The sequence below is a fragment of the Amycolatopsis sp. SID8362 genome (assembly GCF_010550475.1).
Taxonomy (GTDB): domain Bacteria; phylum Actinomycetota; class Actinomycetes; order Mycobacteriales; family Pseudonocardiaceae; genus Amycolatopsis; species Amycolatopsis eburnea.
The window spans coordinates 1-22,333 of the sequence record NZ_JAAGNB010000299.1; the positions used below are offsets into that span (position 1 = coordinate 1).

Genomic DNA, 22,333 nt, shown 5'->3' on the forward strand with positions numbered 1-22,333 from the left:
TCGGCGTCGCGCGCTCGGTGCGGCGGTCCCAGCTCGACGACGCGTTCGACGCCCGCCTCGACCTCGTCGCGACGGCCTGCGCGCCGTTGCCGAAACGAGTGCGCGCGCCGTTCGCGGACCTGTGCCGCACCGCGTTCCGGACGGCCCACGAAGCCGCGTGCGACCCCGGCGGCCGCACCCGCGAGGCGAGCGACCCCGTTGAGGAGGAAGCGCACATCGCCTGGACGCACGAACGCGTGCGGTGGAAGGCGCGCATCGCTCGTGAGCTCGTCGATGCGGACGACTGGCCGGTCACCGAAAGCTCCGGCGAGATCCTCGCCTGCCTGCGCCTGATCGACGAGCTGCGGCTCGACCCGGCGGACGAGACGGTGCGCAAGGCCGTGCTGCGGCTCGGCGCGCCCACGACGTACCTCCGGCAGCTCAACGACCTGTCCGGCCTCGCGGCCCGGTTCGCCGTCGAGCGCATCTTCCGCGCCGCCGAGAACCGGCTCGACGCCTCCGCCGACTTTCCCCGGCGCTATCAGCGCATCTGCCTGTCCTGGCAACGCAACGGCGCACCGGAGCGCTACCTCGACCTGCTGGACGACCCGCAGGCCGTCTACCTCCCGTCGGTGGAACACGCACTCGAACTGCTCCACGACGACGCTCCCGACCACGAGATCCGGCCCGTGGTGCTGGCGGCGCTGCCCGCGATGGAGCACTGGATCACCCGGCTGCGCGGCGCACCCGGCCCGCCCGCGATGCTCGGCGAGCTGCTGCACGCGGTGGGCGAGCACAGCAGGGCGACGTCTCTGCTCGCGGAAGCCCGCGCCGCCGCCGGCCCCCGCGACTCGCTGACCCGCGTACGCCTGTCCATCGAGTGCGGCGCCTTCAAGGACGCCCTGGCCTGCCTGACCAGGCTCGAACAGCACGGAACGGACCCGGCGGACGTCCGCCGCCTGCGGATCACCACCTACCGCCGGTGGCTGGGCTCGGACGCCGTGCTGCCCACCGCGGAGGAGATCACCGGGGAGCTGGCCGAGCCGCACCCCGAGGTCGCGGACGCCCGGCGCCGGCTCGTGGTCGAGGTGACGATCGCCAAACACCTGCGCCGGCCGGGCGAAGTCGACCCGGACTCCCTGGGCGGCGACCTCCGCCGGCTGCTGCGGGACGACGCGGAGAACTCCCACGCCCGCTACCACCTCGCCCAGCTGCTCTACCAGCACGCCGTCGGCATCCGCACCCGCATGCGCGCGACGTTCGGCTCGCAACGTGAGGCCCTGCGCGACGAACTGACCCGGCTCTGCGCGGAATGCTCGACCCACGCCACCCGTTTGCTGACCGAGGCCGAGAACGGAGACCCCCACCACGCACTGGCGGACGACGCCCGGCTCGAAGAGGTGAAGACCATGGCCGCGAAGGTCAGCAGCTACCGCCGATAACGGGCTCCGTCAGCCGGCCAGTGCGCGCAGCTTCGGCACCGGAATGCGCTTGCCGTAGGAAACGACCGTCCGCTGCCCGGTTTCGCCGAACCAGGTCAGCAGCGCCGATCCACCGGGCACGCGGCAACGGGCCCACGACCTTTATGGACAGACCGAGGATCGAGCGTCAACGCAGACGCGGTGGCCGCCTTACCCTGTGCGACGGCGGTGGACCAGAACGGGGTGCACGTCCCGCCGCGATGGCACGTGACATCTCCGGCTCCGAATACCCCGGCACCGTGGTGGCGCAGGCCGGGTCGATTACGACGCCGTGGCGACCGGCCAGTCCGGTTCCCGTCAGCCAGTCCGTGTCCGCCACCTCGCCGCGGCAGGGGACGACCACGTCGGCGGTGAGGAGGATGCCGTCGGTCAGCCGCCCGCCGTTGACCGGATCGTCCGGTGACGACGCGGACACCGTGTTCTTCGGCCCGCGTGGTGATCGCCTCGGACAGGAACGGGCCGAGGATGCGGCGCAGCGGCGGGTCGACGTCGACCACGGTGACCGGGATGTTCCGGGCCACGCAGGCGCTGACGACTTCCAGACCGAGGAAGCCGGTGCCGACGACGACCGCCGAACGGGCGGTGTCGAGCCGCGTGCGCAGCCGGCGGGCGTCGTCCAGGGTGCGCAGCACCGTTTCGCCGCGTTGCCCGGGAGCGGCGATCCGCCGGGCGCGAGCGCCGGTGGCGATGACGAGCGCGTCGTAGCCGATCTCCCGGCCGTTCGCGGTGGCCAGCGCCCGCCGGTCGACGTCGGCGGTCACCGCGGGCGAGCGGACGACGTCGATGCCGAGCCCGTCGAGCCGGTAGCCGAGCGTGCTGTCGGAGCGGTCGTCCTTGAGCACGGCCTCGGAGAGCGGATGGTGATCGGACCCGCGTGGCCCAGTTGCCGGAGTTCCCTCGCCGCGGTGATGCCGGCGATGGACTCGCCGGCGACGACGATCGAGCGCGGTGGGGTCACGGGAGTTCCCGCAGCGCGGCGACCGGACACGACGTGACGGCGGCCCGCGCGGCGGCGAGCTGCTCCGGCGGGATGTCGGTGCCTTCGAAGTGGTGGACGAGTTCGGCCTCGTCGTCCAGTTCGAAGATCGCGGGAGCTTGTTCGGCGCACAGGCCGTGGCCTTCGCAGCGGTCGTAGTCGGCGGAGATCCGCACCGGTGTCCCCTTTCAGGCCGGGATGAGTTCGATCGGGAGCCGCCCGAGGCGGTGGATGATGTTGTTGCGCGCCCACTCGGGCGGCCCGGCCGGCTCGATCTTGTCGACGCGGGCCACGAGCGCGCGCAGCATCGCCTGGGTTTCCAGGCGGGCGAGGCCCTGCCCGGCGCAGCCGTGCGTGCCGCGCCCGAAACCGAGCTGGCGGGCGGCGTCCCGGCGGATGTCGAACGTGTCGGGGTCGTCCCACTCCAGCGCGTCGCGGTTGGCGGAGGCGTAGAGGACGAGGACCCGGGAACCCGCGGGCAGCGCGGTACCTGCCACCTCGGTGTCGCGCGCGACCTTGCGGCTGAAGGCGCGCAACGGCGATTCGTAGCGGACGATCTCGTTGACCGCGTTGGGGATCAGGCCCGGGTCGTCCTTGAGGAGCTGCCACTGGCCGGGGTGGGTCGCGAACAGGTGCAGGGCGCTCGCGATCGCGCTGAGCGTGGTGTCCAGGGACGGCGCCAGGTAGTCGATCATCAGCGCCGGGCATTCCGCGTGGGCGAGTTCGCCCGCGTCGGCCGCGCGCAGCAGGTCGTCGCCCATGCTGCCGGGCAAGACTTTCCGCTGCTTCGCGACGGTGTGCGCAAATCGCATCATGCCCAGGCCGGCGGGGACCGCCTGCACCGACTGGCCGTTCAAGGGACCCAGGATGTCGAAGGTCGCCGCGCCCCACCGCAGCAGGTGCTCCCGTCCCTCCACCGGCCACCCGACGAGGTCCGGGACCACCGCCGCGGGCAGTGCGGCCGCGACTTCGACGCCGTCGACGGTCCGCCGGGCGACCGCGGCCTCGACGATCTCGGCCGCCTGACGTTCCACGACGTCCCTCATCGCGCGCAGGGCCCGGGGCGTGAGCCGGTGGGCGACCAGGGCGCGGCGGCGGGCGTGGTCTTCGCCGTCGCTGTTGAGGGTCGTGCCACGGGAGAGCCGGTTCGCGACGGGATTGAGGGCGACGCCGTCGCCGGAGACGAAGGTCTTGTCGTCCAGCAGCACCGCTTTGCATTCGGCGTAGCGGGGCAGCGCGTAGACGTTCTGTTTGGGCAGCCACACCACCGGACCGAGGTCACGCAGGTTCGCGTAGTGCGGGTACGGGTCCAGGATCGCTTGCGGCGCATAGATGTCCGGCCGGTAAGCGGGTTGGGGCATCGTTGCTCCTTGTCAGGGGTACCAGCACTGGGAGAGGCTGTTTCCGGCGCTCAGCACCGTGCCGTCCGGACGGACGACGGCCGCGCCGGTACGCAGCCAGCGGCGCAGCTCGCCGGAACGCCGGGTGGTGACGAGGACCGCGCCGGACTCCCGGATGGCGGCCCGCTCGGTCTCCGACGGCGTGCTCGTGGTGACGACGGCGAAACGGCCGCCGGCGACGTCGTCGAACCGGGTTCCGTCGTCGAGAAGGGCGTTGGGGCACAACCGTCCCGCCAGGGACCGCCCGAACCGGGACCGCACGACCAGACCCGTGCGGTGCAGTGGCGGCGTCGCGCTGTCGAGGACGCGGCCGTTCAGGCGCGGCGCGACCACCCGGCGGATCAGGTCGCCGAACCGGCCGCCTTCGGTCATGGCCTTGCCGACCAGCACCGCCCGCCGGATCATCGCGCGGGCGTGCGGTCTGCGTTCCGCCTCGTAGGTGTCGAGCACGGACTCGGGCAGGCTCCCGTCGAGGACACCCGCGAGCTTCCAGGCCAGGTTCAGCGCGTCCCGCAGCCCGGCGCCCATGCCCTGGCCGATGAACGGCGGCGTCAGATGGGCGGCGTCGCCGAGCAGGAACACCCGCCGGTCGCGCCACCGGTTCGCGAGCTGCGCGCGGAAGGTGTACTCGGCGACGCGGACGATCTCCAGGTCGATCTCTCCGGTCCACGGCGCGAGCAGCGGGTGCAGCCGGTCCGGATCGTGGAAGTCGTCGGCGGTCTCGCCCGGCAGCAGTCGGAATTCCCAGCGGTAGCGGGTTTTCCCGATACGCATGTAGGTCGCGGCACGGCCCGGGTCGCAGACCTGGTGCACGCCTTCCCACTGGGCGAGGTCGGCGGACGTGGCGATGTCGACCACCAGCCAGCGCTGGTCGAACTTCAGGTCGGCCATCGTCGCGCCGATCGCGGTCCGGGTGAGGCTGTTGGCGCCGTCGCAGCCCAGGACGTAGTCCGCGTGGATCATCTCGCGCGCGCCGGTGCCGCGGTCGGTCATCTCGACGCGCACGCCGGTCCCGTCCTGCCGGATACCGGTGACCTCGGTGTTGCCGCGCAGGGTGACGGTGCCGAGCGTCGCCAGGTGGGTGCGGAGCAGGTGCTCCAGGTCGGGTTGGTCGAACATGTTCGCCTCGGGGTAGCCGTGGCGGCCGCCGCCCGGCGAACGGCGGAACTCCGCCAGCACCCGCAGGTCGGGATCGAGCAGCCGCAGCCCGTGGCAGGGCCAGGAGATGGCGGCGAACTCCTCGGCCAGCCCAAGCCGTCCGAGGATGCGGTGCACCTCGTCGTCCAGGTGCACCGCGCGCGGCTGCGGGTAGACCGACTCCCAGCGTTCGAGCACCAGGCACTCGACGCCGTACCGGCCGAGCAGTGCCGCGGCGGTAAGCCCGGCGGGGCCCGCCCCGACGATGACGACAGGCACCCTCACGGCGACACCCCGAGGGCCACGAGGTAACCGGCGACGAGCAGTGCACAAACCAGCGCCGGGACGAGGTCGCGGCCCCGGTCGTGGTTGCGCACGTGCGTGACGAGGGCGCCCGCAAGCAGGAGGAGCAGGCCGACCCCGGCCAGGGCGCCGAGCACCGGCACGGCCAAGCCGAGCAGGAGACCGGCGGCTCCGGCGATCTCCAGTGCGCCGATGCCGCGGTAGGCGTCGACGGAGAAACCGGCGTGCGCGGCGCGTTCCCGCATGGGCGCGAGCGCGAACAGCTTGGCCGCGCCGAAAAGGAGGAAGATAGCCGCCACGAGGACGGACAGGACGATCATGAGGTTTCCCCGCAGGTCAGGCGGGTGGGAACGGTGTAGCGGGCCAGAGTCGCGGCCACCTTCGATTCGTCCACATCGGACGGAAGGGTGACGGCGGCGACCACGGTTCCGTCCTCGATCAGCGCCTCGACCACCCCCTCGAACGGGGCGAGCGCCTCGGCGATCGCGCGGCGGGTCGCATCGGCGCGCAGCGCGAGCTTGTAGGGCTTGCCGACGTCGGTCACGGGCAACGCGTCGAGCACGGTGACGACCTTCGGCGCGGCTGCCCGCTCTGGAACGCGCTCGGCAGCCCACGCAAGCAATTCGTCCTCGGTGACGGTGGCACCGTGAACCAGGGTCACGTAGGCGACGGGGACTTCGCCGGAATGCTCGTCGGGGCGGCCGACCGCTCCGGCCGCAGTCACCTGCGGGTGGGCCAGCAGGGCGTCCTCGATCAGCGCCGGGTCGATGTTGTGCCCGCCGCGGATGATGAGGTCCTTGGCCCGGCCGGCCAGGTGCACGAATCCGTCGGCGTCGAGGCGAGCCAGGTCACCGGTGTTCAGCCAGCCGTCGCGGAGTTTGCCGAGGCCGTCCAGGATGTACGCGTTTGAGTCACGCCCGACGACGTAGCCCGGGAACACCGTGGGCCCGCTGATGGCCAGCACCCCGGTCTCGCCGCCGGGCAGCTCCTCCCCCGTTTCCGGGTGGACGACCTTCATCCGCTGGTAGGGCAGCCGCTGCCCGACGGTGCCGGGGCGCGGGACATCGGGGAAGCTGCGCGCGCTGGCGCAGGTGGCTTCGGTCAGCCCGTAGCCCTCGACCAGCGTGACGCCGGTGTGCGCCTGGAACCCCTCCCGCACGGCCGCGGGCAGTGGCGACGCGCCGACCATGGCGAAACGCAGGCTGGCGATGTCGGCGTCGACCGGGCACTGCGCGAGCACCGCGTACACGGTCGGCACCGCGCTCATCGCGGCGATCCGGTGGTGCTCGACGATCTTCCAGAACTCCCCGTACAGCGCCGGTTCCCGGTAGCCGAGCGGCCCCGCCCACACCGCGTGCTGCCCCTTGAACAGCGGCGCGAGCAGCGTGACCACGAGCGCGTTGACGTGGAACAGCGGCAGCGCGGCGAAGACGACCGAGCCGACGTCGAGCAGCGAGTTGGCCGCGATCATCCACGCGTCGGCGACCTCGTTGGCGTGCGTGTGCGCGGCCAGCTTCGGGGCCCCGGTGGTGCCTCCGGTGTGGAACAACGCGGCCAGATCCGACGCCACCGGCAGTTCACCGGCGAAACCGGACGTGTCCATTGTGGCGGAAAGCTCGGCGAGGTCGCCGACGCGCACCCCCTCGATGGCGGGCAACGCGGCCGAGGCGCCGGTCGGGCGCAGCACGAGGACGACGTCCAGCTCGGCGGCCAGCGTCCGCGCGGTGTCCCAGACCTCCGGCGCGAGTTCCGGCCCGGCGGTGATCAGCACGCGTGCGCCGGACCGGCGGAGTAGTTCGCCGAGGTGGTCGCGGGACAGTCCGCCGTTCAGCGGGGCCGCGATCCCGGCGAGCTGCGCGGCGAGGGTCGCCGGAATCAGGTCGGCGCAGTTGGGCGACAGCAACGCGACCGCGTCGCCCCGCCGGATTCCCAGCTGCCGCAGCAGATTCGCGTAGCGGTGGACGTCGGCGAGCAGCTCGGCGAACGTGCGCCGGACGGGCTCGCGCCACCGCGCGGCCTCGGGCAGCACGGTGGTCGCCGGGTGATCCGGCCACCACGCGGCGGCCCGCTGCAGCAAGGCGTAGGTCGACTCCGGCAGTCCTCGTTCGGCGAGCGGGACGGCCTCGATCGCGGCCAGGTCGGTGGGCTCGGCGTAGCGCGGCCACAGGGAAGCTCCGGTCATCGCTGGTACCTCACGACCGTGCGCTGGGTGCCCAGATCGAGGGCACCGTCGTCGGTGGCGACGGACGCCTCGACGACGTCGCCGTCCGCCAGGTACTTCGGGTTTTTCGCCTGCCCCTTGAAGAACAGCTTCCATTTGAGTGCGGGCGGCAGCAGCGCGGCGATCTTCTCCACGGCCTTCGGCGGTGCGGACAGCGCCGTGCCGACCGGAGTCCCGGTCAGCACCAGGTCGCCGGGATCGAGCCGCTGGAACCGGGCCAACGCCCGCAGGGCCTCCAGCGGACGGTAGATCATGTCGTCGCCGACGACCGCGTTCTGGCGGACCGTGCCATTGACCGACAGCGTCAGACGCAGGTCGGCGAACCGCTTCAGCTCGCCGGCGTCGAGCAGCACCAGCGCGGGCCCGGTGGGCGTGAACGTCGGGTACGACTTCGCTTCGTAGAACTGGGTTTGCGGCAGCTGGATGTCGCGGGCCGACACGTCGTTGGTCACGACCAGGCCCGCGACGCAGTCGTCGAGCGCGGTGATCTCGTCGCCGACCGGGATCTCCCGGCCGATGACCAGCCCGATCTCCACCTCGTAGTCGAGCAGGCGCACGTGCGGCGGCTTGACGACGTCGTCGAACGGGCCGCTGATCGACCCGGATGCCTTGCGGAAGAAGGTCAACGGCACCGTGTCCGGATCCATCCCGGCATCCGTGACGTGCGAAGCGAAGTTGGTCATCTGGGCGACCACGCGGCAGGGTGCGGTGACCGGGGAGACCAGGTCGAGTGAAGCGACCGGCACGGTGTCGGCGGCGGCGCCGATCGCCGCGCGGTCGGCGAGCAGCTCGGCGGTGGTCTTCGCGGCCGTCGGGATCTTCGCCGCACCGGAAGGCGTAGCGAGGTACCAGGCGTCGGCGGTGCGCAGGACGGTCAAGCTCATGAACGGGCCACTTTCAGCAGGCCCAGCAGGCGCCGGGCGTCGAATTCGTTGTCGTCGCGGAGCGCGGCGAACACCGCGCGCAGTTCGCGCAGAGACTCCTTGCCCGGCTTGACGCCGAGGAAGTCGGCGGTGGCCGGCGGCCCCCACTGGGCCAGCCCGGAGGTGGTCAGCGGGCCCCAGCCGGGCTCGAGGGTGTTGTCGAACAGGTCGCCGTCGCTGAAGTGCTCGACCATGAACCCGTCCGGGTCACGCCAGTAGTCGAAGAGCTGGCTGCCTTCGACGTGCCTGCCGATGCCCCACGAATGGTGATAGCCGTGCTCGCGCAGGTATTCGCCACCGGCGGCCAGCGCATCGAGGTCGGCGACCTGGTAGGCGGAATGCACGTAGCGGTCGGCGGGCCCGAGGACCATGGCCAGCGTGTGGTGGTCGGCCGGAGTGGCACCCCGGTCACACCGGATGAAGCTCATCACCGGGCCGCGCTCGCGCTGCCCGGGGTGGTACAGGAAGTCGCTGACGATCAGGCCCAGGTGGTCCAGGTACCAATCGAGGGCCTCGCGGTAGCGGGTCGTCTGCAGCACCACGTGCCCGAGCCGCTGCGCCAGGGCCGGGGCCCGCGGCGGCCGTTGCGTGGCGTTGACGCGCCGGACGTCGTGGCCGAAGTTCAGCAGCTGCGGCTCCTGCGGCGGCAGCGCGGGCAGCTCGTGGGTGTCCGAGACGACCCGGACCCGCAGGCCGCTCGGGTCGGGCAGGTCCACGACGACGCCGCCCAGCGTCTCCGGCAGCTTGTTCACCGTCCGGCCGGTGGCTTCGGCCAGCCGCAAGACGTCGCTCGGGGTCGCGGCCAGGAACGCCGGTCCCAGGAACTTCGACCGAGCACCCTTGCGGATGAGCACACACGGCGCGCCGGCATCGGTGCCCCGCAGGTGCAGCTCGCGGCCGGTGCTGAGCGTCGGGGTGAACCCGAAGGCCCGGGCGAACGCCTCCGCCCGCGCCAGGTCAGGCTTCTCGAACTCCAGCCACGCCAGGTCGTGCACCTTGATCACCGGGTTCGCCGCCCGGCCGGGGTGCTCGCCCGCGAGCGCGCCGTGCTCGCTGTGCAGCCCGCTGTGCGGATCTCCCACGGCTGCTCCCTCCATCCACATTGATGACGACATCGTCAGTTACGAGCAAGTCATCAGTCAAGAGTTTCTGACGAATTCATCACCACTGACGCGATGGGCTACGATGCGGCGACGACCAGCGAAGACGGGAGCACGGATGCCGGAGCACGCTCCGAGCCGACTGGACCGGCGCAAGGCGCGCACCCGCGCGGCCCTGGTCCGGGCGGCCCAGGCGCTCATCGCCGAGGGCAAGACCGCGGTGGCGATCCTGGAGATCACCCAGGCCGCGGACGTCGGGCTGGGGTCGTTCTACAACCACTTCGAAACGAAGGAGCAGCTCTTCCACGCGGCGGTCGAGGACGCCCTCGACGTCCACGGCGCCCTGCTGGACGAGCTGACCACCGACCTCGACGACCCGGCACAGGTCTTCGCGCAGAGCTTCCGGCTGACCGGGCGCCTGCACCGGATCCACCCCGAACTCAGCAAGGTGCTGCTGCACCACGGTCTCGAACTCGCCACCTCGGAGAGCGGCCTGGCGCCCCGCGCCCGCCGCGACATCGAGGCCGCCGTGCGAGCCGGCCGCTTCACCGTGACCGACACCGAACTCGCCATGGTCACGGTCGCCGGGGCCGCACTCGGCCTCGGCCACCTGCTGCACCGGCAGCCCGAGCGCGACGACGCCGCCTCGACCGACCAGGTCGCCAAGGACCTGCTGCGGATGCTCGGCCTCACCGCGGCCGAAGCCCACGAGATCTGCGGCCGCCCGCTGCCCGACCTCGACGCGATCGCCATCGGGCCGGACACCGCCGCCTGAACGACCAGCACTCCGGCTCCCGGCTCCCGGCTCCCGGCTCCCGGCTCCCGGCTCCCGGCTCCGAGGAAGTTACACCCGCGGCCGTGACGAATGTGCTGGTCCGCCAACGGGGAACGACGCCGGTTGCCATTCGGCCGATTGACGATCGACGTCCGGCCGGTATCGTGTGGGAGCGCTCCCACACATCGACGTCAGGAGTTCCACGGTGACTGCTCGGCGGCGGAATCGCTTACGGTCCGGCAAATCCGTCACCGCGGGCGGCTGCCTGGTGGCGGCGCTCCTGACCACCGGAGCACCACCGGCGTCCGCCGCCGGGCTCAGCCTGTCGGTGAACCTGTTCGCCGCCCGGCACGCGATCAGCCCCGACATCTACGGCATGAACGGCGGCGATCCCGCGCTCGTCGCCGAACTCGGCACGCCGGTCTCGCGCTGGGGCGGCAACGCGAGCAGCCGCTACAACTTCACCAACCACACCTACAACACCGGCAGCGACTGGTACTTCGAGAACATCGTGGCCGGGCCGGACAACACCCTCGAGGCCTACGTCCAGCGCAACCGCGACCACGGGATCAAGCAGGTCGTCACCGTGCCGATGTCCGGCTGGGTGGCGAAGGACTCGCCGTCGTCACCGCACGCCTGCGGTTTCCCGGCCACCCGCTTCCCCAGCCAGGACTCGTTCGACCAGTGGGACGCCAACTGCGGCAACGGCCGCCTGAACAACACCGACCTCACCGGAGCCGAGCCCACCGACACCTCCGTCCCGGCGGACGCGTCCTTCGCAAGCGGAATGGTCTCGCACCTGGTCAGCCAGTTCGGTACGGCGGCCCGCGGCGGCGTCCCGATCTACGAACTGGACAACGAACCGGTGCTGTGGAGTTCCACGCACCGCGACGTCCACCCCCAGCCCGTGTCCGACGACGAACTGGGCGGCAAGAGCACGGCGACCGCCGCGGCCATCAAGAAGGCCGATCCGCGCGCGGCGGTCCTCGGCCCGTCGGGCTGGGGCTACTGCGAATGGGTCGCGTCCGGTGTGGACGGTTGCGCCCCGGGCGCCGACGCCGCGGCGCACGGCGGGCTCAACCTGTCCCAGTGGTTCCTGAAGAACATGAAGGACGCGAGCACCACCGCCGGCAAGCGGCTGCTCGACTACTTCGACCAGCACTACTACCCGCAGATCAGCGGCGACAAGACCCCCGAAGCCAACGCGTGGCGGCTGCGGTCCACCCGCTCGCTCTGGGACCCGTCCTACGTCGAGGAATCCTGGATCGGGCCCAGCGGTGTCAACGCTCCCCCGCTGCAGTTCATCCGCACGATGAAACAGTGGGTGTCGCAGTACAACCCGGGCACCAAGACCGCCATCACCGAGTACAACTGGGGCGCGCTGGACGACATCAACGGCGCCCTCGCCGAAGCCGACGTCCTCGGCATCTTCGGCCGCGAAGGGCTCGACCTCGCCACCATCTGGGGCGAACCGAAACCGACCGATCCGGCCGCGTACGCGTTCCGGATGTACCGCAACTACGACGGAGCCGGGAGCAAGTTCGGCGACATCAGCGTCTCGGCGGCCAGCACCGACCAGGGACAGCTCGCGATCTACGGCGCGCAACGCCGCTGCGACGGCGCCCTGACCCTCATGGTGCTCAACAAGACGGGCGCCGAACTCAGCTCTCCCCTGTCGATCGCCGGGTTCGGCACCGGCAAGGCGCAGCGGTTCACCTACAGCCCGGGCAATCTCTCCTCGATCGTGCGAGGCACGGATCTCGCCGTGAACCACGGCAGCGTCACGGCGACCTACCCGGCGAACTCCATCACCCTGCTGGTGCTGCCGCGCGCAGGCCGGTGACGATCAGGTCCAGGCCGAAGGCGAACTCGTCTTCCAGCGGCACCGGCAGCGAGTCCGCGACCGCGAGGGTGGCCGGAAACTCCGCCGGCGACACGTCGTGGAAGTGCGCCGACGCCCGTGCCTGCTCGGCGTCGTCGCCCGTGAGCTGGATCGCGAAGCCGAGGACGTACCGCGCAAGGGTCGCGTAGGCGCGCGCGGCGAGCCGCGGCGAGAGCCCGCCCTCGAGGAGGATGGCCAGGCAGCGTTCGCGCAGCAGCATCGCGTTCGGGCCGGTCGGCGTCTGCTCCATCAGCAGGGGCGCGATCCGCCGGTGCTTGCCCAGCGCCTCGAACATCGCCCGCGCGACCGTCCGGCAGGCCTGGTCCCAGTCCAGTTCGGCCAGCGACGCGGCGTCCAGGTCGACCTCACCGAAGACGCGATCGACGACGTGGGTGACCAAGGTCGCCCGGTTGCCGAAGTGGCGGTAGAGCGTCGCCGTGCCGGATTCGAGGCGCTGGGCGAGGGTCCGCATCGACAGCGCCTCGGCGCCTTCCTCGTCGACGAGCTGCAGGGCCGCGGCGAGGATCCGGTCCAGCGGGACGGCGGGACGGCCACGTGACCGCCGAGCGGCCGGGGACGGACTGGTCACGCGCCCAGTATGGCCGCGGTTGACACCTCACGCAATAACGGCAACACTGTTGCCATTATGAACGACATCCAGTCAATCCCGGTCGACGGACTCCGCGTGCACTACGAACGCGCAGGTCAGGGGCCCGCCGTAGTGCTGCTGCACGGCAGCGGGTCGTCGGCGGAGGGCTTCGAGCGGGTCGCGGAACTGTTGTCGGCGTCGCACGACGTGATCCGCCCGGATCTCCCGGGCTTCGGGCGGACGGGGCCGCGCCCCGACCGCGACTACCGCGTCCGGACCTACGCGGGCACCATCGCCCGCTTCACCACCGCGCTCGGCCTGCCGCACTTCGCCGTGGCCGGGAACTCCCTCGGTGGCAACATCGCGTGGAACCTGGCCCTGGACGCCCCGGACCGGGTCGACGCGCTGGTGCTGGTCAACGCCACCGGCTACCCGGAAAAGACGCTGCCCGCCGGGTTGCGGCTCGCCCGCAACCCACTGCTGCGCCCGCTGCTGCGGCGCTGGCTCCCGCGCGGCGCGACCGAACGCGGGCTGCGGGAAGCCGTCGGCGCGAACTCCGCGATCGTGGACGACGCCATGGTCGACCGGGTGCACGCCCTGACCAGCCGTCCCGGGAACCGGTCTGCGTTCGTCGACTTCGCCAACACCGACCAGCCCGACCGCAGCGCCGAGATCCCGAAGATCGCGGTCCCGACGCTGGTCCTGCGCAGCGCCGGCGTCGACGGGCAGCACTTCGCACGCGACGTCCCCGGCGCCACCGAGCGCGTCCACGCCGACGGTGGCCACCTGCTGCCCGAAGAGGACCCGGACTGGGTGGCCGCGGCGATCACGGAGTTCCTGCGATGAAGTACTTCGCCGCCGCCGACGAGGACCGCCGGCTCGACGCGGCCACCCGCCGCACCCTGCGCGGCAGCTTCGTCGAGCTGTCCGACGGGGTGACGCACTACGAGCTGGCCGGCCCCGACGGCGGCGAACTCGCCGTCCTCGTCGGCGGCCTCACGATTCCGCTGTCCTATTGGGACGGTCTCGCGGCCCGCCTGCACGCCCGCGGCCTGCGCACGCTCACCTACAGCGCCTACGGACGCGGTTACTCCGACCGCATCCGGGGCCGCTACGACGAAGCGTTGTTCGTCCGGCAGCTCGCCGAACTGACTTCGGCACTGGACCCCACGTCGCCACGGCACCTCGTCGGCACCTCGATGGGCGCACTGGTCGCGATGGCCTACGCGAACCTGCACCCCGAATCGGTCACCACGCTCACCGTCGTCGGACCGGCCGGGCTCGGCGAACGCCCGCGGCAGCAACGTTTGCTGCGCAACGACTTCGTCGCCGGATTCGTCGCCCGGCGCTTCGGCCGCAAGCTCCTGGAAGACCACCTCGGGCACAACGTCCGCGACCCCGGTCTGTCCACCCGGCTGGTCGCCATGGTTCGGGACGCCTACCGGTACGAAGGTTCCCTCTACGCGTTCTTCCAGACCCTGCAGCGCTTTCCGCTGTACGAGCGGCAGGACCTGTTCCGCCGCACCGGCGAGCTGGGGCTCCCGGTCCTGCTGGTGTGGGGCGACGACGACCAGGTCACCCCGATCACCCACCTCGACACCGTGCGGGAACTGTTGCGCCCGCGGCGCACCCACGTCATCACCGAATGCGGGCACATGGCCCCCTACGAACGGCCGGACGACGTCGGCGACCTGCTCGCGTCGTTCGCCGTTCCCCACCCGGATCGGCTCGAACCATGACCACCACCCTCGACGTCCTCGTCGCCGGGGCCGGCCCGGCCGGCACCACCCTGGCCATCGACCTCCTCCGCCGCGGCCTCGCCGTCCGGATCGTCGACAAGGCCCCGCACTCCTTCGAAGGCTCCCGCGCCAAGGGCATCCAGCCGCGCACCCTGGAGGTCTTCGACGACCTCGGCGTGCTCGACGACGTCCTCGCCGGCAGCAGCGACTACCCCCGGCTCGGCATTCACCTGGGCCCGGTCACCGTCCCCTGGCGGATGTTCCGCAACCGCGACCGCACCGCCGAAGTCCCCTACCCGAACACCCGGCTGATCCCGCAGTACCGCACCGACGCCGTGCTGCACGACCGCCTCGAGCGGCTCGGCGGCAAGGTCGAATACGGCCGCGAACTCGCCGGGTTCACCCAGGACGCCACTACGGTCACCGCGACCGTGCTCGGCGACGACGGCCCGGAACGGATCACCGCGCGCTACCTCGTGGGCGCCGACGGCGGGGCCAGCGCCGTCCGCAAGAACCTCGGGCTGGGGTTCCTCGGCGAAACCCGCGACGGAGACCGGATGCTCATCGTCGACGCCGTCACCACCGGCCTGTCCGGTGCTCGCTGGCACGTCTGGCCGGGGGTGCAGGGCCGGTTCGTCGGCGCCTGCCCGTTGCCGCACACCGACCTGTTCCAGTGGATGATCCGCCTCTCCCCCGACGAAGATCCACCCGACGGCGAGGACGCGATCACCCAGCGGATCCGGGCCCATACCCGCGACCGGCGCATCGCCGTGCGCGACATCCGGTGGCGGTCGGTGTTCCGGCCCAACATCCGCCTGGCCGAGGCCTACCGCCGCGGCCGGGTCTTCCTCGCGGGCGACGCCGCGCACGTCCACACCCCCGCCGGCGCGCAGGGCCTCAACACCGGCATCCAGGACGCCTACAACCTCGGTTGGAAGCTCGGCCAGGTCCTCGCCGGAGCCGACCCGCGCCTACTGGACAGCTACGAAGCCGAACGCCTGCCGATCGCCGCGGGCGTGCTCGGCCTGTCCACGAAGAAGTACGAAGGTCTCGCCAAGCTCGACCCGTCGAGCCTGCGCCGTGGCAAGGACGAACAGCAGCTGTCCCTGACCTACCACGGCGGCCCGCTCGCACCTACCGAAGCGGACCGCACGAAGACGCTGCAGGTCGGCGACCGCGCACCGGACGCCGAACTACCCGGCTCACGCCTGTTCGGCACGTTCCGGGGGCCGCACTTCACCCTGGTCGCGTACGGCCCGCAGGCCGCGGCGGCGAGCGACGAACTCGACTGGCCCGCCGCGGGAGCGCCGCTCCGGCGGAACACCGTCGACGGGCAGGGATTCCGCCGCGGCTATGGGATCGAGGGCGACACGCTGCTGCTCGTCCGGCCCGACGGCTACCTCGGCCACATCGCGACCCACGACTTCCTCGCCTCGACTCGCGCCGCTGTCCGGGCGCTGACCCCGGAGGAGACCCGATGAGCCGCACCCTGCTGCGCGGCGCGCAGGTGATCAGCATGGCCCCGAACCGGCCCGACGCCGAACACGCCGACATCCTCATCGACGGCGACACCATCGTGGCCGTCGGCGAAAACCTCGACGCGACCGGCGCGGAGATCGTCGACGTCACCGGCCGGATCATCCTGCCCGGCCTGGTCAACGCCCACCTGCACACCTGGCAGACCGCGCTGCGCGGGGTCGGCACCGACTGGACGCTGGCGGACTACCTCGGCCGCATGCACGGCGCCGTGGCCCGCCACTACCGCCCCGAAGACATGCGGATCGGCACCCTCGCCGGCGCGCTGGACCAGCTCGACCGCGGCACCACCACCCTGGGCGACTGGTGCCACAACACCCCCACCCCGGACCACACCGACGCCGCACTCGACGGCCTTCGCGCCTCCGGCATCCGCGGCGTCTTCCTGCACGGCACCCCCTATTCCGCGCCGGACGCGACCCACCCGTTCAGCGAGGTCGACCGCCTGGCCGGCGGGCCGCTGCTCACCATCGGCGTGGCCGTCCGCGGCCCGCAACTGTCCACTCCGGACACCGCGGTCGCCGACTTCCGCGCCGCCGCCGAACGCGGGCTCGTCGTCTCGATGCACCAGAGCGGCGGCGAACCCGGCCCCGGCTGGGCAGCGGTGCGGGACGCCGGGCTGCTCGGCCCGGCCACCAACGTCGTCCACGGTGCCGGGCTCACCGACGACTGGCTCAAAACCCTGGTCGACGCGGGCGCGACTCTCACCAGCACCCCCGAGAACGAACTCGGCCAGGGCCACGGCTTTCCCGTCACCGGGCACCTGCTCCGGCTCGGCGCCGCGCCGTCGCTGGGTACCGACACCGACGCCGTCACCCCCGCCGACGTGCTCTCCGCCGCCCGCATCGCCCTGGCGCACCAGCGCGGCCAGGACCACGATCGCCACCGGCGGGACACCGGCTCGTTCTCCCTCACCGCCACGATCACCGCGAAGCAGGCACTCGCCTGGGCCACCGTCGAAGGCGCCCGCGCACTCGGCCTCGCCGACCGCGTCGGCCGGCTCGACGCAGGCATGCAGGCCGACCTCGTCGTCATCGACGCCCCGGCGCCGAACCCGTTCGCGACCGCCCTGCACGCCACCGCCCGCGACATCGAAGCGGTCATGATCGCCGGACGCTGGCGCAAACGCGACCACACCCTCCTCGACGTCGGCCTCGACGCCGTCCGCGACCAGCTCCGGCACTCCACGGCGCACCTCCTCCCCCACGTCACCGGCTGATGAGCACCCGGGACGAACTCGCGAGCCGCACCCGGGCGGACCTGCTGGCCGCGGCGAAGCGGTTGTTCGGTGAACGCGGTTACCTCGAGACCAAGGTCGCCGACATCGCGGCCGCGGCCGGGCGGGCGGTGGGGTCGTTCTACCGCCACTTCCGGGACAAGGAGCAGCTCCTCACCGTGCTGCGCGGCGAACTCACCGAGCCGCCGGCCCCCGACGACCTCCGCGCGCATGTCACGGCCTGCTGGACCACGTTGCGCACCCACCGCCCCACCGCCATCGCCCTGCTGCAGTCGGCGACCGCGGCCGCCCCGGCGTCCGGCCGATTCCGGGACGAGCTGACCACCTGGACGGCCCCGCTGCGCAAGCACCTGGAGAACCGGCGCGACCGCGGCGAGCCGCTCGCCGGCGACCCGGAACTGGTGGCCGCCGCGGTGGGCCTCGTGCTCGCCGGCCTCAACCACGCCCTGCCCACCGGCGACGACCGCGTCCCCGACACGGTCACGAACCTCGTCCTCCACGGCCTGGCCGGCCCTGAACAGTGAGTGCCGGATCAGCGTCCTGCGTCGCTTGCTCGCGAAGCGTGTGGATGAGGGTCGTGACCTCCGGCCGGTCGTCGCGGCTGATGGCGGCGACGCCGATGTGGCGGACCGGCCCCGGCGCGCTGATCGGGACGGTGGACAGGCCGGGGATTTCCGGGGTGAGCGCGATGGAAGGGATCAGCGAGATTCCCATCCCCGCGGCGACGAGCGAGCGGGCGAAGAAGTAATCGGTGGTGGTCCCGCGTACTTCCGGGTCGAAGCCCGCGCGCTCGGCGTAGCGACGCAGGTACGCCTCGGTCTTCAGACAGCCGAGCACCCAGGGTTCGCCCGCCAGCTCGGCGAGGTCGAGCACGTCGCGGCCGGCGAACCGATGCCCTCGCGGCAGGACGACGTGCAGCGGGTCCGCCAGCAGCGGTGTCCACTCCGGACCGGTGCGGGGGCCCGGTCCGGCGGGAAGCGGGCCGTCGAAGTGGTAGGCGAGGGCGAGGTCCACGGCGCCCTGGCGGACGAGCGGCAGGGTGTCCTCGGGCTCGCCCTCCCTGATGTGGACCACGGTGCGGGGATGGACCGCCATGAGCCGGGCGAGAGCTGCGGGCAGCAGGAGCCTGCCGCCGCTGGTGAAGGTGGCGACGGTGAGCTGGGTCCGGCCGGTGCCGAGCTGGGAGACCTGCCGTTGCGCGTGCTCCAGCTCCGCCGCGACGGATTCGGCCGCGCCGACCATGATCCGGCCGGCCGGGGTGAGGGTGACGCCGCGGGTGCTGCGGGCGACGACCTGCGCGCCGAGGCTGCGCTCCAGCGCGGCGACCTGCTGGGAGACGGCCGAGGGGGTGAGGCGGAGGGCCGTGGCCGCCTGGTTGAAGCTGCCGTGCTCCGCCACCGCCCGCAGGACGCGGAGCCGCTGCACATCGATCAACAGTTTTCCTTAACACGCAACCAGCAAGTCGGGACTTCTGCTGTTGACGATAGGCCGCCACGATGGCGGCATGCAACGGATCTGCGTCATCGGCGGAAGCCGCTACTTCGGAAAGCTCCTGGTGAAGCGCCTGCGGGCCGCGGGCCACCAGGTCACCGTGCTCAACCGCGGCTCCACCCCGCCTCCGGCCGACGTCGAGCACCTCGTCGCCGACCGCGACGACGAGACGGCCCTGACGACCGCCCTCGGCTCGCGCACCTTCGACGTCGTGGTGGACCAGGTCTGCTACACCCCGGTGCAGGCCGCTGTCGCCGCCCGCGTCTTCGCCGCCCGCACCCGGCGCTACGTCATGACCTCCACGATCGAGGTCTACGACCCCGCGACCGCCGCGCTGCCGGCGGTGCCTCCGGGCACGCCGGTGCCGGAGGAACTCGTCGACCCGGCCTCCTGGACGGTGGCCACGGACCTGCCCTGGCACGACGACACGTACCTGGAGACGCACTACGCGGAGGGCAAGCGCCAGGCGGAAGCCGTCTTCGCCCGCGCCGAGGGCTTCGCGTTCGCCAGTGTGCGCTGTGCCCACGTGCTCGGCGGCGGCGCGCAGGACTTCACCGGCCGGCTGGCGCACTACACGGAGCGCATCACCCAAGGCGAAGAGATCGCTGTGCACGCGAACGCGCGGCCCACGGTCTTCATTCACCACGAGGAACTGGCGGACCTGCTGCGGTGGGCGGCCACCGCCGGCTTCACCGGCCCGGCCAACGCCTGCTCCGACGGCCCGCTCGACGTCCACGACCTCGCGACGGTCGTCGCCACGCAGGCCGGCCGGGAGCCCGTCTACCGGACGGTCCCGGCGGGCGCGGAGGCTTCGCCGTTCTCCGTCGACCGCCACTACGCCATGAGCAACGCCCGCGCGAAGAAATTGGGCTTTTCCTTCTCCCACACCGCTGACTGGCTGCCCGGCGCCGTCGCCGAAGCCCTCGCCACCGCACCGTCACCCACCGCCTGAGGAACCGAGCCACCATGCGCTACCGCACCCTCGCCCGCACCGCCGTCAGCGCCATCGGCCTGGGCGCCATGCCGCTGTCCGTCGAACACCGGCCGGACCAGACGCGCGCCATCGCGACCATCCACGCGGCCCTCGACGCCGGCGTCACCCTCATCGACACCGCCGACAGCTACCACTGGCACGCCGGCGAACAAGGCCACAACGAGCTGCTGATCGCCCGCGCACTGGCCCGCTACGGCGGCGACACCTCCGACGTCCTGGTGGCCACGAAGGGCGGCCGCGGCCGTCCCGGCGACGGCAGCTGGACCGTCAACGCCACTCCCGCCCACCTCAAGCAGGCCGCCGAGGCCTCCGCCAAGCGCCTGGGCGGCGCCACGATCGGCCTGTACCAGCTGCACAAGCCGGACCCGGCCGTGCCCTGGGCGGAGTCCGTCGGCGCGCTGCGCGAACTGCTCGACGCCGGCACGATCCGCGCCGCGGGAATCTCCAACGTCACCACCGCCCAGATCCACCAGGCGCACGAGATCCTCGGCGACGGACTCGTCTCGGTCCAGAACGAGTACTCCCCCGCCGTCCGCGACAGCGAGCCCGAGCTGCGGCTGAGCACCCGGCTCGGGCTGGCTTTCCTGCCCTGGAGCCCACTCGGCGGCATTTCGCGCAGCTCCCTCGACGGCACCTCCGGCCCCACGTCCGCCGGCACCGCCTTCCACCAGATCGCGGCCGAGCGCGGCGTCACCGTGCAGCAGATCACCCTGGCCTGGCTGCTGACCCGCAGCCCGGCGGTGATCCCGATACCGGGAGCCAGCCGCCCGGCTTCCATCACCGACTCGGCCGGAGCCGCGGATCTCACGCTGAGCGCGGAGGAGCTTGCGCGGCTGGAAGACGCGCCCGTCAAACGCCCTTGAGAAGGACGTGGCTCATTCGCCGCTCGCGGCCGCGGGCACCAGCAGCCGCGCGGCCTCGAGGAACGGTGCCAGCAGCGGGTTCGGGTCCTGTGTCCGGGTCGCGACCACGACCCGGCACGGCCCGAAGCCCACGACCGGGACCGCCGCCACGTCCTCGCGCAGCCGGGGCCGGTGGTCGCCGGCGGGCAGGATCGCCACAGCGCTTCCCGAAGCCACCAGTTCCAGCTTGTCCTCGAAGCTGTCGTCCGGGGCCGGGGGTGGCGAGCCGTCCTTCGGGATGCCCCAGAGCGTCGGTGTCACCGTGCACGCCACCAGGTCCTCGTCACCCAGGTCGTCCGCCGAGACGACTTCCTTGCCCGCCAGGCGATGGGCGGCGGGGACCAGCAGCACGCGCGGCTCCTCGTACAGCGGCGTCACCGTCGCGGGGAACGGCAGCGGTTCGCGGGCGACCAGTGCGTCGACCCGGCCTTCGGGCAACGCGTGGGTGTCGTGCCAGCGCAGGTGCCGCGTCCGGACGCGAGCGTCCGGGTAGCGGTGACGCAGCGCCCGGACCGCGGGGGTGACGATCAGGCCCTCGACGTAGCCGATGGTGATTTCCCGCGGCGGGTCGGCGGCGCGGGCGACCTTCACCGCGTCGGCGGCGGCTTCGAGGATGGCGTGGGCGCGCGGCAGGAACGCCGCACCGGCCGTGGTGAGGCTGGTGCCTTGCGGGGTACGCGCGAACAGCCGCAGGCCGAGGTGGTGTTCCAGCCGCTGGATCTGGCGGCTCAGCGACGGCTGGGCCAGGTGCAGAGCCGTGGCGGCGCGCCCGAAGTTGCCGTGCTCCGCCACGACCGTGAAGTACCGGACCAGCCGTAGATCGAGATCCACGCTTCGAGCCTACGCCGCCATGCGCCGGACGTATGGCGGCATGCGGAACGGGTCTTGGACGCCCTCGCGGGACCGGCGGTTGACTCGGGATATGAACGCATACGAGGGAAAGAACGTCGTGATCACCGGCGGCAGCAGCGGGCTCGGTCTCGCGACCGCCGAACTGCTGGTGGCCCGCGGCGCACGGGTGCTGATCACCGGACGGGACAAGGAGAAGCTCGAGACCGCGCGCCAGCGCCTCGGGGTCCGGGCGGTGGCCGTGCGGAGCGATTCCGCGTCGATGGCCGACGTCGAAGAGCTGCCGCGGCTGGTGCGGGCGGAGTTCGACGCGGTGGACGCGCTGTTCGTCAACGCGGGCGTGACCGCGTTCGCGCCGTTCGAGGCGATGTCGGAAGCGCAGTACGACGAGTTGTTCGCCGTGAACACCAAGGGACCGTACTTCACGGTGCAGAAGCTGGCGCCGCTGCTGCGCGCGGGCGCGGGCGTCGTGCTGACGACGTCGGTGGCCAACGTCAAGGGTCTCGAAATGATCAGCGCCTACGCCGCGACCAAGGCCGCGCTGCGGTCGATGACCCGGTCCCTGGCCCAGGAACTCCTGCACCGCCAGGTCCGCGTCAACGCCGTCAGCCCGGGCCCGATCGCGACCGGAATCCTCGAAGCGACCCTGCCACCGGACGTCGCCGAACAGACCAAGGCCGAGATGATCGCGCACAGCCCGATGCAGCGGTTCGGTGAGCCGGCCGAAGTCGCGGCGACGGTGGCGTACCTCGCCTTCGACGCGACGTTCACCACCGGCGCCGAGATTCCCGTGGACGGCGGCGCCACCCAGCTGTAGGC

22 protein-coding genes are annotated in these 22,333 nt (G+C 72.1%); 11 read left to right on the forward strand and 11 right to left on the reverse strand.

What is annotated here, in order from left to right; genetic code table 11:
- Positions 1–1,421, forward strand: a 1,421-nt coding sequence (locus G3I65_RS09960) for a hypothetical protein (protein WP_160695837.1), incomplete at its 5' end; no start/stop codon positions are given.
- Between the two features lie 95 nt (positions 1,422–1,516).
- On the opposite strand, the gene G3I65_RS09965 is transcribed toward G3I65_RS09960, so the two are convergent.
- From G3I65_RS09965 to G3I65_RS10000, 8 genes are all read right to left on the reverse strand, one after another.
- Positions 1,517–2,302, reverse strand: a complete 786-nt coding sequence (locus G3I65_RS09965) for an FAD-dependent oxidoreductase (RefSeq protein WP_203612331.1) — start codon at positions 2,300–2,302, stop codon at positions 1,517–1,519.
- A 112-nt stretch (positions 2,303–2,414) separates the two neighbouring features.
- Complete coding sequence (locus tag G3I65_RS09970) at positions 2,415–2,612, reverse strand: ferredoxin (RefSeq protein ID WP_160695838.1); 198 nt, start codon at positions 2,610–2,612, stop codon at positions 2,415–2,417.
- A gap of 12 nt (positions 2,613–2,624) precedes the next feature.
- Positions 2,625–3,797, reverse strand: coding sequence for a cytochrome P450 (locus tag G3I65_RS09975; RefSeq protein WP_160695839.1), 1,173 nt, complete (start codon positions 3,795–3,797; stop codon positions 2,625–2,627).
- Between the two features lie 12 nt (positions 3,798–3,809).
- Positions 3,810–5,258 (reverse strand): bifunctional 3-(3-hydroxy-phenyl)propionate/3-hydroxycinnamic acid hydroxylase, encoded by a 1,449-nt coding sequence (locus G3I65_RS09980; RefSeq protein ID WP_309235359.1) that lies wholly within the window; start codon positions 5,256–5,258, stop codon positions 3,810–3,812.
- The gene (locus tag G3I65_RS09985) at positions 5,255–5,596 is read right to left on the reverse strand and encodes a DoxX family protein (RefSeq protein ID WP_160695840.1); all 342 of its coding nucleotides are present in this window, start codon (positions 5,594–5,596) and stop codon (positions 5,255–5,257) included. The genes G3I65_RS09980 and G3I65_RS09985 overlap by 4 nt, the downstream gene beginning before the upstream one ends.
- A complete protein-coding gene (locus G3I65_RS09990) occupies positions 5,593–7,458 on the reverse strand; it encodes an acyl-CoA synthetase (RefSeq protein WP_160695841.1) in 1,866 nt (621 codons plus the stop codon). The genes G3I65_RS09985 and G3I65_RS09990 overlap by 4 nt, the downstream gene beginning before the upstream one ends.
- Positions 7,455–8,381: a fumarylacetoacetate hydrolase family protein gene (locus tag G3I65_RS09995; RefSeq protein WP_160695842.1), complete on the reverse strand. Its 927-nt coding sequence runs from the start codon at positions 8,379–8,381 to the stop codon at positions 7,455–7,457. Before G3I65_RS09995 ends, G3I65_RS09990 begins: the two co-directional genes overlap by 4 nt.
- On the reverse strand, positions 8,378–9,502 hold the full coding sequence (locus tag G3I65_RS10000; RefSeq protein WP_309235362.1) for a VOC family protein: 1,125 nt from the start codon (positions 9,500–9,502) through the stop codon (positions 8,378–8,380). The genes G3I65_RS09995 and G3I65_RS10000 overlap by 4 nt, the downstream gene beginning before the upstream one ends.
- 136 nt (positions 9,503–9,638) lie before the next feature.
- On the opposite strand from G3I65_RS10000, the gene G3I65_RS10005 reads away from it, so the two are divergent.
- Together G3I65_RS10005 and G3I65_RS10010 are read left to right on the forward strand one after the other, a co-directional pair.
- Positions 9,639–10,295, forward strand: coding sequence for a TetR/AcrR family transcriptional regulator (locus G3I65_RS10005; protein ID WP_160695844.1), 657 nt, complete (start codon positions 9,639–9,641; stop codon positions 10,293–10,295).
- Between the two features lie 268 nt (positions 10,296–10,563).
- Positions 10,564–12,138, forward strand: coding sequence for a glycoside hydrolase family 44 protein (locus tag G3I65_RS10010; protein WP_309235363.1), 1,575 nt, complete (start codon positions 10,564–10,566; stop codon positions 12,136–12,138).
- Here G3I65_RS10010 and G3I65_RS10015 read toward each other — a convergent pair.
- Positions 12,104–12,766 carry a TetR/AcrR family transcriptional regulator gene (locus tag G3I65_RS10015; protein ID WP_203612332.1) on the reverse strand — a complete coding sequence of 221 codons (663 nt, stop codon included), beginning with the start codon at positions 12,764–12,766 and terminating at the stop codon, positions 12,104–12,106. The genes G3I65_RS10010 and G3I65_RS10015 overlap by 35 nt on opposite strands.
- Positions 12,767–12,823: 57 nt before the next feature.
- Here G3I65_RS10015 and G3I65_RS10020 point away from each other — a divergent pair, with 57 nt between their 5' ends.
- Genes G3I65_RS10020 through G3I65_RS57180 form a run of 5 tightly spaced genes read left to right on the forward strand, consistent with a single transcriptional unit; the run spans position 12,824 to position 17,802 of the window.
- A complete protein-coding gene (locus G3I65_RS10020; RefSeq protein ID WP_160695845.1) occupies positions 12,824–13,612 on the forward strand; it encodes an alpha/beta fold hydrolase in 789 nt (262 codons plus the stop codon).
- The gene (locus G3I65_RS10025) at positions 13,609–14,505 is read left to right on the forward strand and encodes an alpha/beta fold hydrolase (RefSeq protein WP_160695846.1); all 897 of its coding nucleotides are present in this window, start codon (positions 13,609–13,611) and stop codon (positions 14,503–14,505) included. Before G3I65_RS10020 ends, G3I65_RS10025 begins: the two co-directional genes overlap by 4 nt.
- Positions 14,502–15,986 (forward strand): FAD-dependent oxidoreductase, encoded by a 1,485-nt coding sequence (locus G3I65_RS10030; RefSeq protein WP_203612333.1) that lies wholly within the window; start codon positions 14,502–14,504, stop codon positions 15,984–15,986. The genes G3I65_RS10025 and G3I65_RS10030 overlap by 4 nt, the downstream gene beginning before the upstream one ends.
- On the forward strand, positions 15,983–17,260 hold the full coding sequence (locus G3I65_RS10035) for an amidohydrolase family protein (RefSeq protein WP_160695848.1): 1,278 nt from the start codon (positions 15,983–15,985) through the stop codon (positions 17,258–17,260). Before G3I65_RS10030 ends, G3I65_RS10035 begins: the two co-directional genes overlap by 4 nt.
- Entirely contained in the window at positions 17,260–17,802 is a 543-nt protein-coding gene (locus tag G3I65_RS57180) for a TetR/AcrR family transcriptional regulator (protein ID WP_160695849.1), read from the forward strand. The genes G3I65_RS10035 and G3I65_RS57180 overlap by 1 nt, the downstream gene beginning before the upstream one ends.
- Here G3I65_RS57180 and G3I65_RS10045 read toward each other — a convergent pair.
- On the reverse strand, positions 17,759–18,703 hold the full coding sequence (locus G3I65_RS10045; RefSeq protein WP_309235364.1) for a LysR family transcriptional regulator: 945 nt from the start codon (positions 18,701–18,703) through the stop codon (positions 17,759–17,761). The two genes, G3I65_RS57180 and G3I65_RS10045, sit on opposite strands and share 44 nt — an antisense overlap.
- Positions 18,704–18,782: 79 nt before the next feature.
- On the opposite strand from G3I65_RS10045, the gene G3I65_RS10050 reads away from it, so the two are divergent.
- Together G3I65_RS10050 and G3I65_RS10055 are read left to right on the forward strand one after the other, a co-directional pair.
- On the forward strand, positions 18,783–19,721 hold the full coding sequence (locus G3I65_RS10050; protein WP_160695851.1) for an NAD-dependent epimerase/dehydratase family protein: 939 nt from the start codon (positions 18,783–18,785) through the stop codon (positions 19,719–19,721).
- 14 nt (positions 19,722–19,735) lie between these two features.
- The gene (locus G3I65_RS10055; protein ID WP_160695852.1) at positions 19,736–20,626 is read left to right on the forward strand and encodes an aldo/keto reductase; all 891 of its coding nucleotides are present in this window, start codon (positions 19,736–19,738) and stop codon (positions 20,624–20,626) included.
- Positions 20,627–20,638: 12 nt separating this feature from the next.
- On the opposite strand, the gene G3I65_RS10060 is transcribed toward G3I65_RS10055, so the two are convergent.
- The gene (locus G3I65_RS10060; protein WP_160695853.1) at positions 20,639–21,496 is read right to left on the reverse strand and encodes a LysR family transcriptional regulator; all 858 of its coding nucleotides are present in this window, start codon (positions 21,494–21,496) and stop codon (positions 20,639–20,641) included.
- Positions 21,497–21,587: 91 nt separating this feature from the next.
- Between G3I65_RS10060 and G3I65_RS10065 the strand changes: the two genes are divergently transcribed.
- The gene (locus G3I65_RS10065) at positions 21,588–22,331 is read left to right on the forward strand and encodes an SDR family oxidoreductase (protein WP_160695854.1); all 744 of its coding nucleotides are present in this window, start codon (positions 21,588–21,590) and stop codon (positions 22,329–22,331) included.
- Positions 22,332–22,333: the final 2 nt, after the last annotated feature.

Coding starts and splice junctions, on each gene's coding strand:
- G3I65_RS09975 (WP_160695839.1), bottom strand. CDS start 3,797: ATGCCCCAACCCGCTTACCGGCCGGACATCTATGCGCCGCAAGCGATC.
- G3I65_RS09985 (WP_160695840.1), bottom strand. CDS start 5,596: ATGATCGTCCTGTCCGTCCTCGTGGCGGCTATCTTCCTCCTTTTCGGC.
- G3I65_RS09990 (WP_160695841.1), bottom strand. CDS start 7,458: ATGACCGGAGCTTCCCTGTGGCCGCGCTACGCCGAGCCCACCGACCTG.
- G3I65_RS09995 (WP_160695842.1), bottom strand. CDS start 8,381: ATGAGCTTGACCGTCCTGCGCACCGCCGACGCCTGGTACCTCGCTACG.
- G3I65_RS10005 (WP_160695844.1), top strand. CDS start 9,639: ATGCCGGAGCACGCTCCGAGCCGACTGGACCGGCGCAAGGCGCGCACC.
- G3I65_RS10020 (WP_160695845.1), top strand. CDS start 12,824: ATGAACGACATCCAGTCAATCCCGGTCGACGGACTCCGCGTGCACTAC.
- G3I65_RS10025 (WP_160695846.1), top strand. CDS start 13,609: ATGAAGTACTTCGCCGCCGCCGACGAGGACCGCCGGCTCGACGCGGCC.
- G3I65_RS10030 (WP_203612333.1), top strand. CDS start 14,502: ATGACCACCACCCTCGACGTCCTCGTCGCCGGGGCCGGCCCGGCCGGC.
- G3I65_RS10035 (WP_160695848.1), top strand. CDS start 15,983: ATGAGCCGCACCCTGCTGCGCGGCGCGCAGGTGATCAGCATGGCCCCG.
- G3I65_RS57180 (WP_160695849.1), top strand. CDS start 17,260: ATGAGCACCCGGGACGAACTCGCGAGCCGCACCCGGGCGGACCTGCTG.
- G3I65_RS10050 (WP_160695851.1), top strand. CDS start 18,783: ATGCAACGGATCTGCGTCATCGGCGGAAGCCGCTACTTCGGAAAGCTC.
- G3I65_RS10055 (WP_160695852.1), top strand. CDS start 19,736: ATGCGCTACCGCACCCTCGCCCGCACCGCCGTCAGCGCCATCGGCCTG.
- G3I65_RS10065 (WP_160695854.1), top strand. CDS start 21,588: ATGAACGCATACGAGGGAAAGAACGTCGTGATCACCGGCGGCAGCAGC.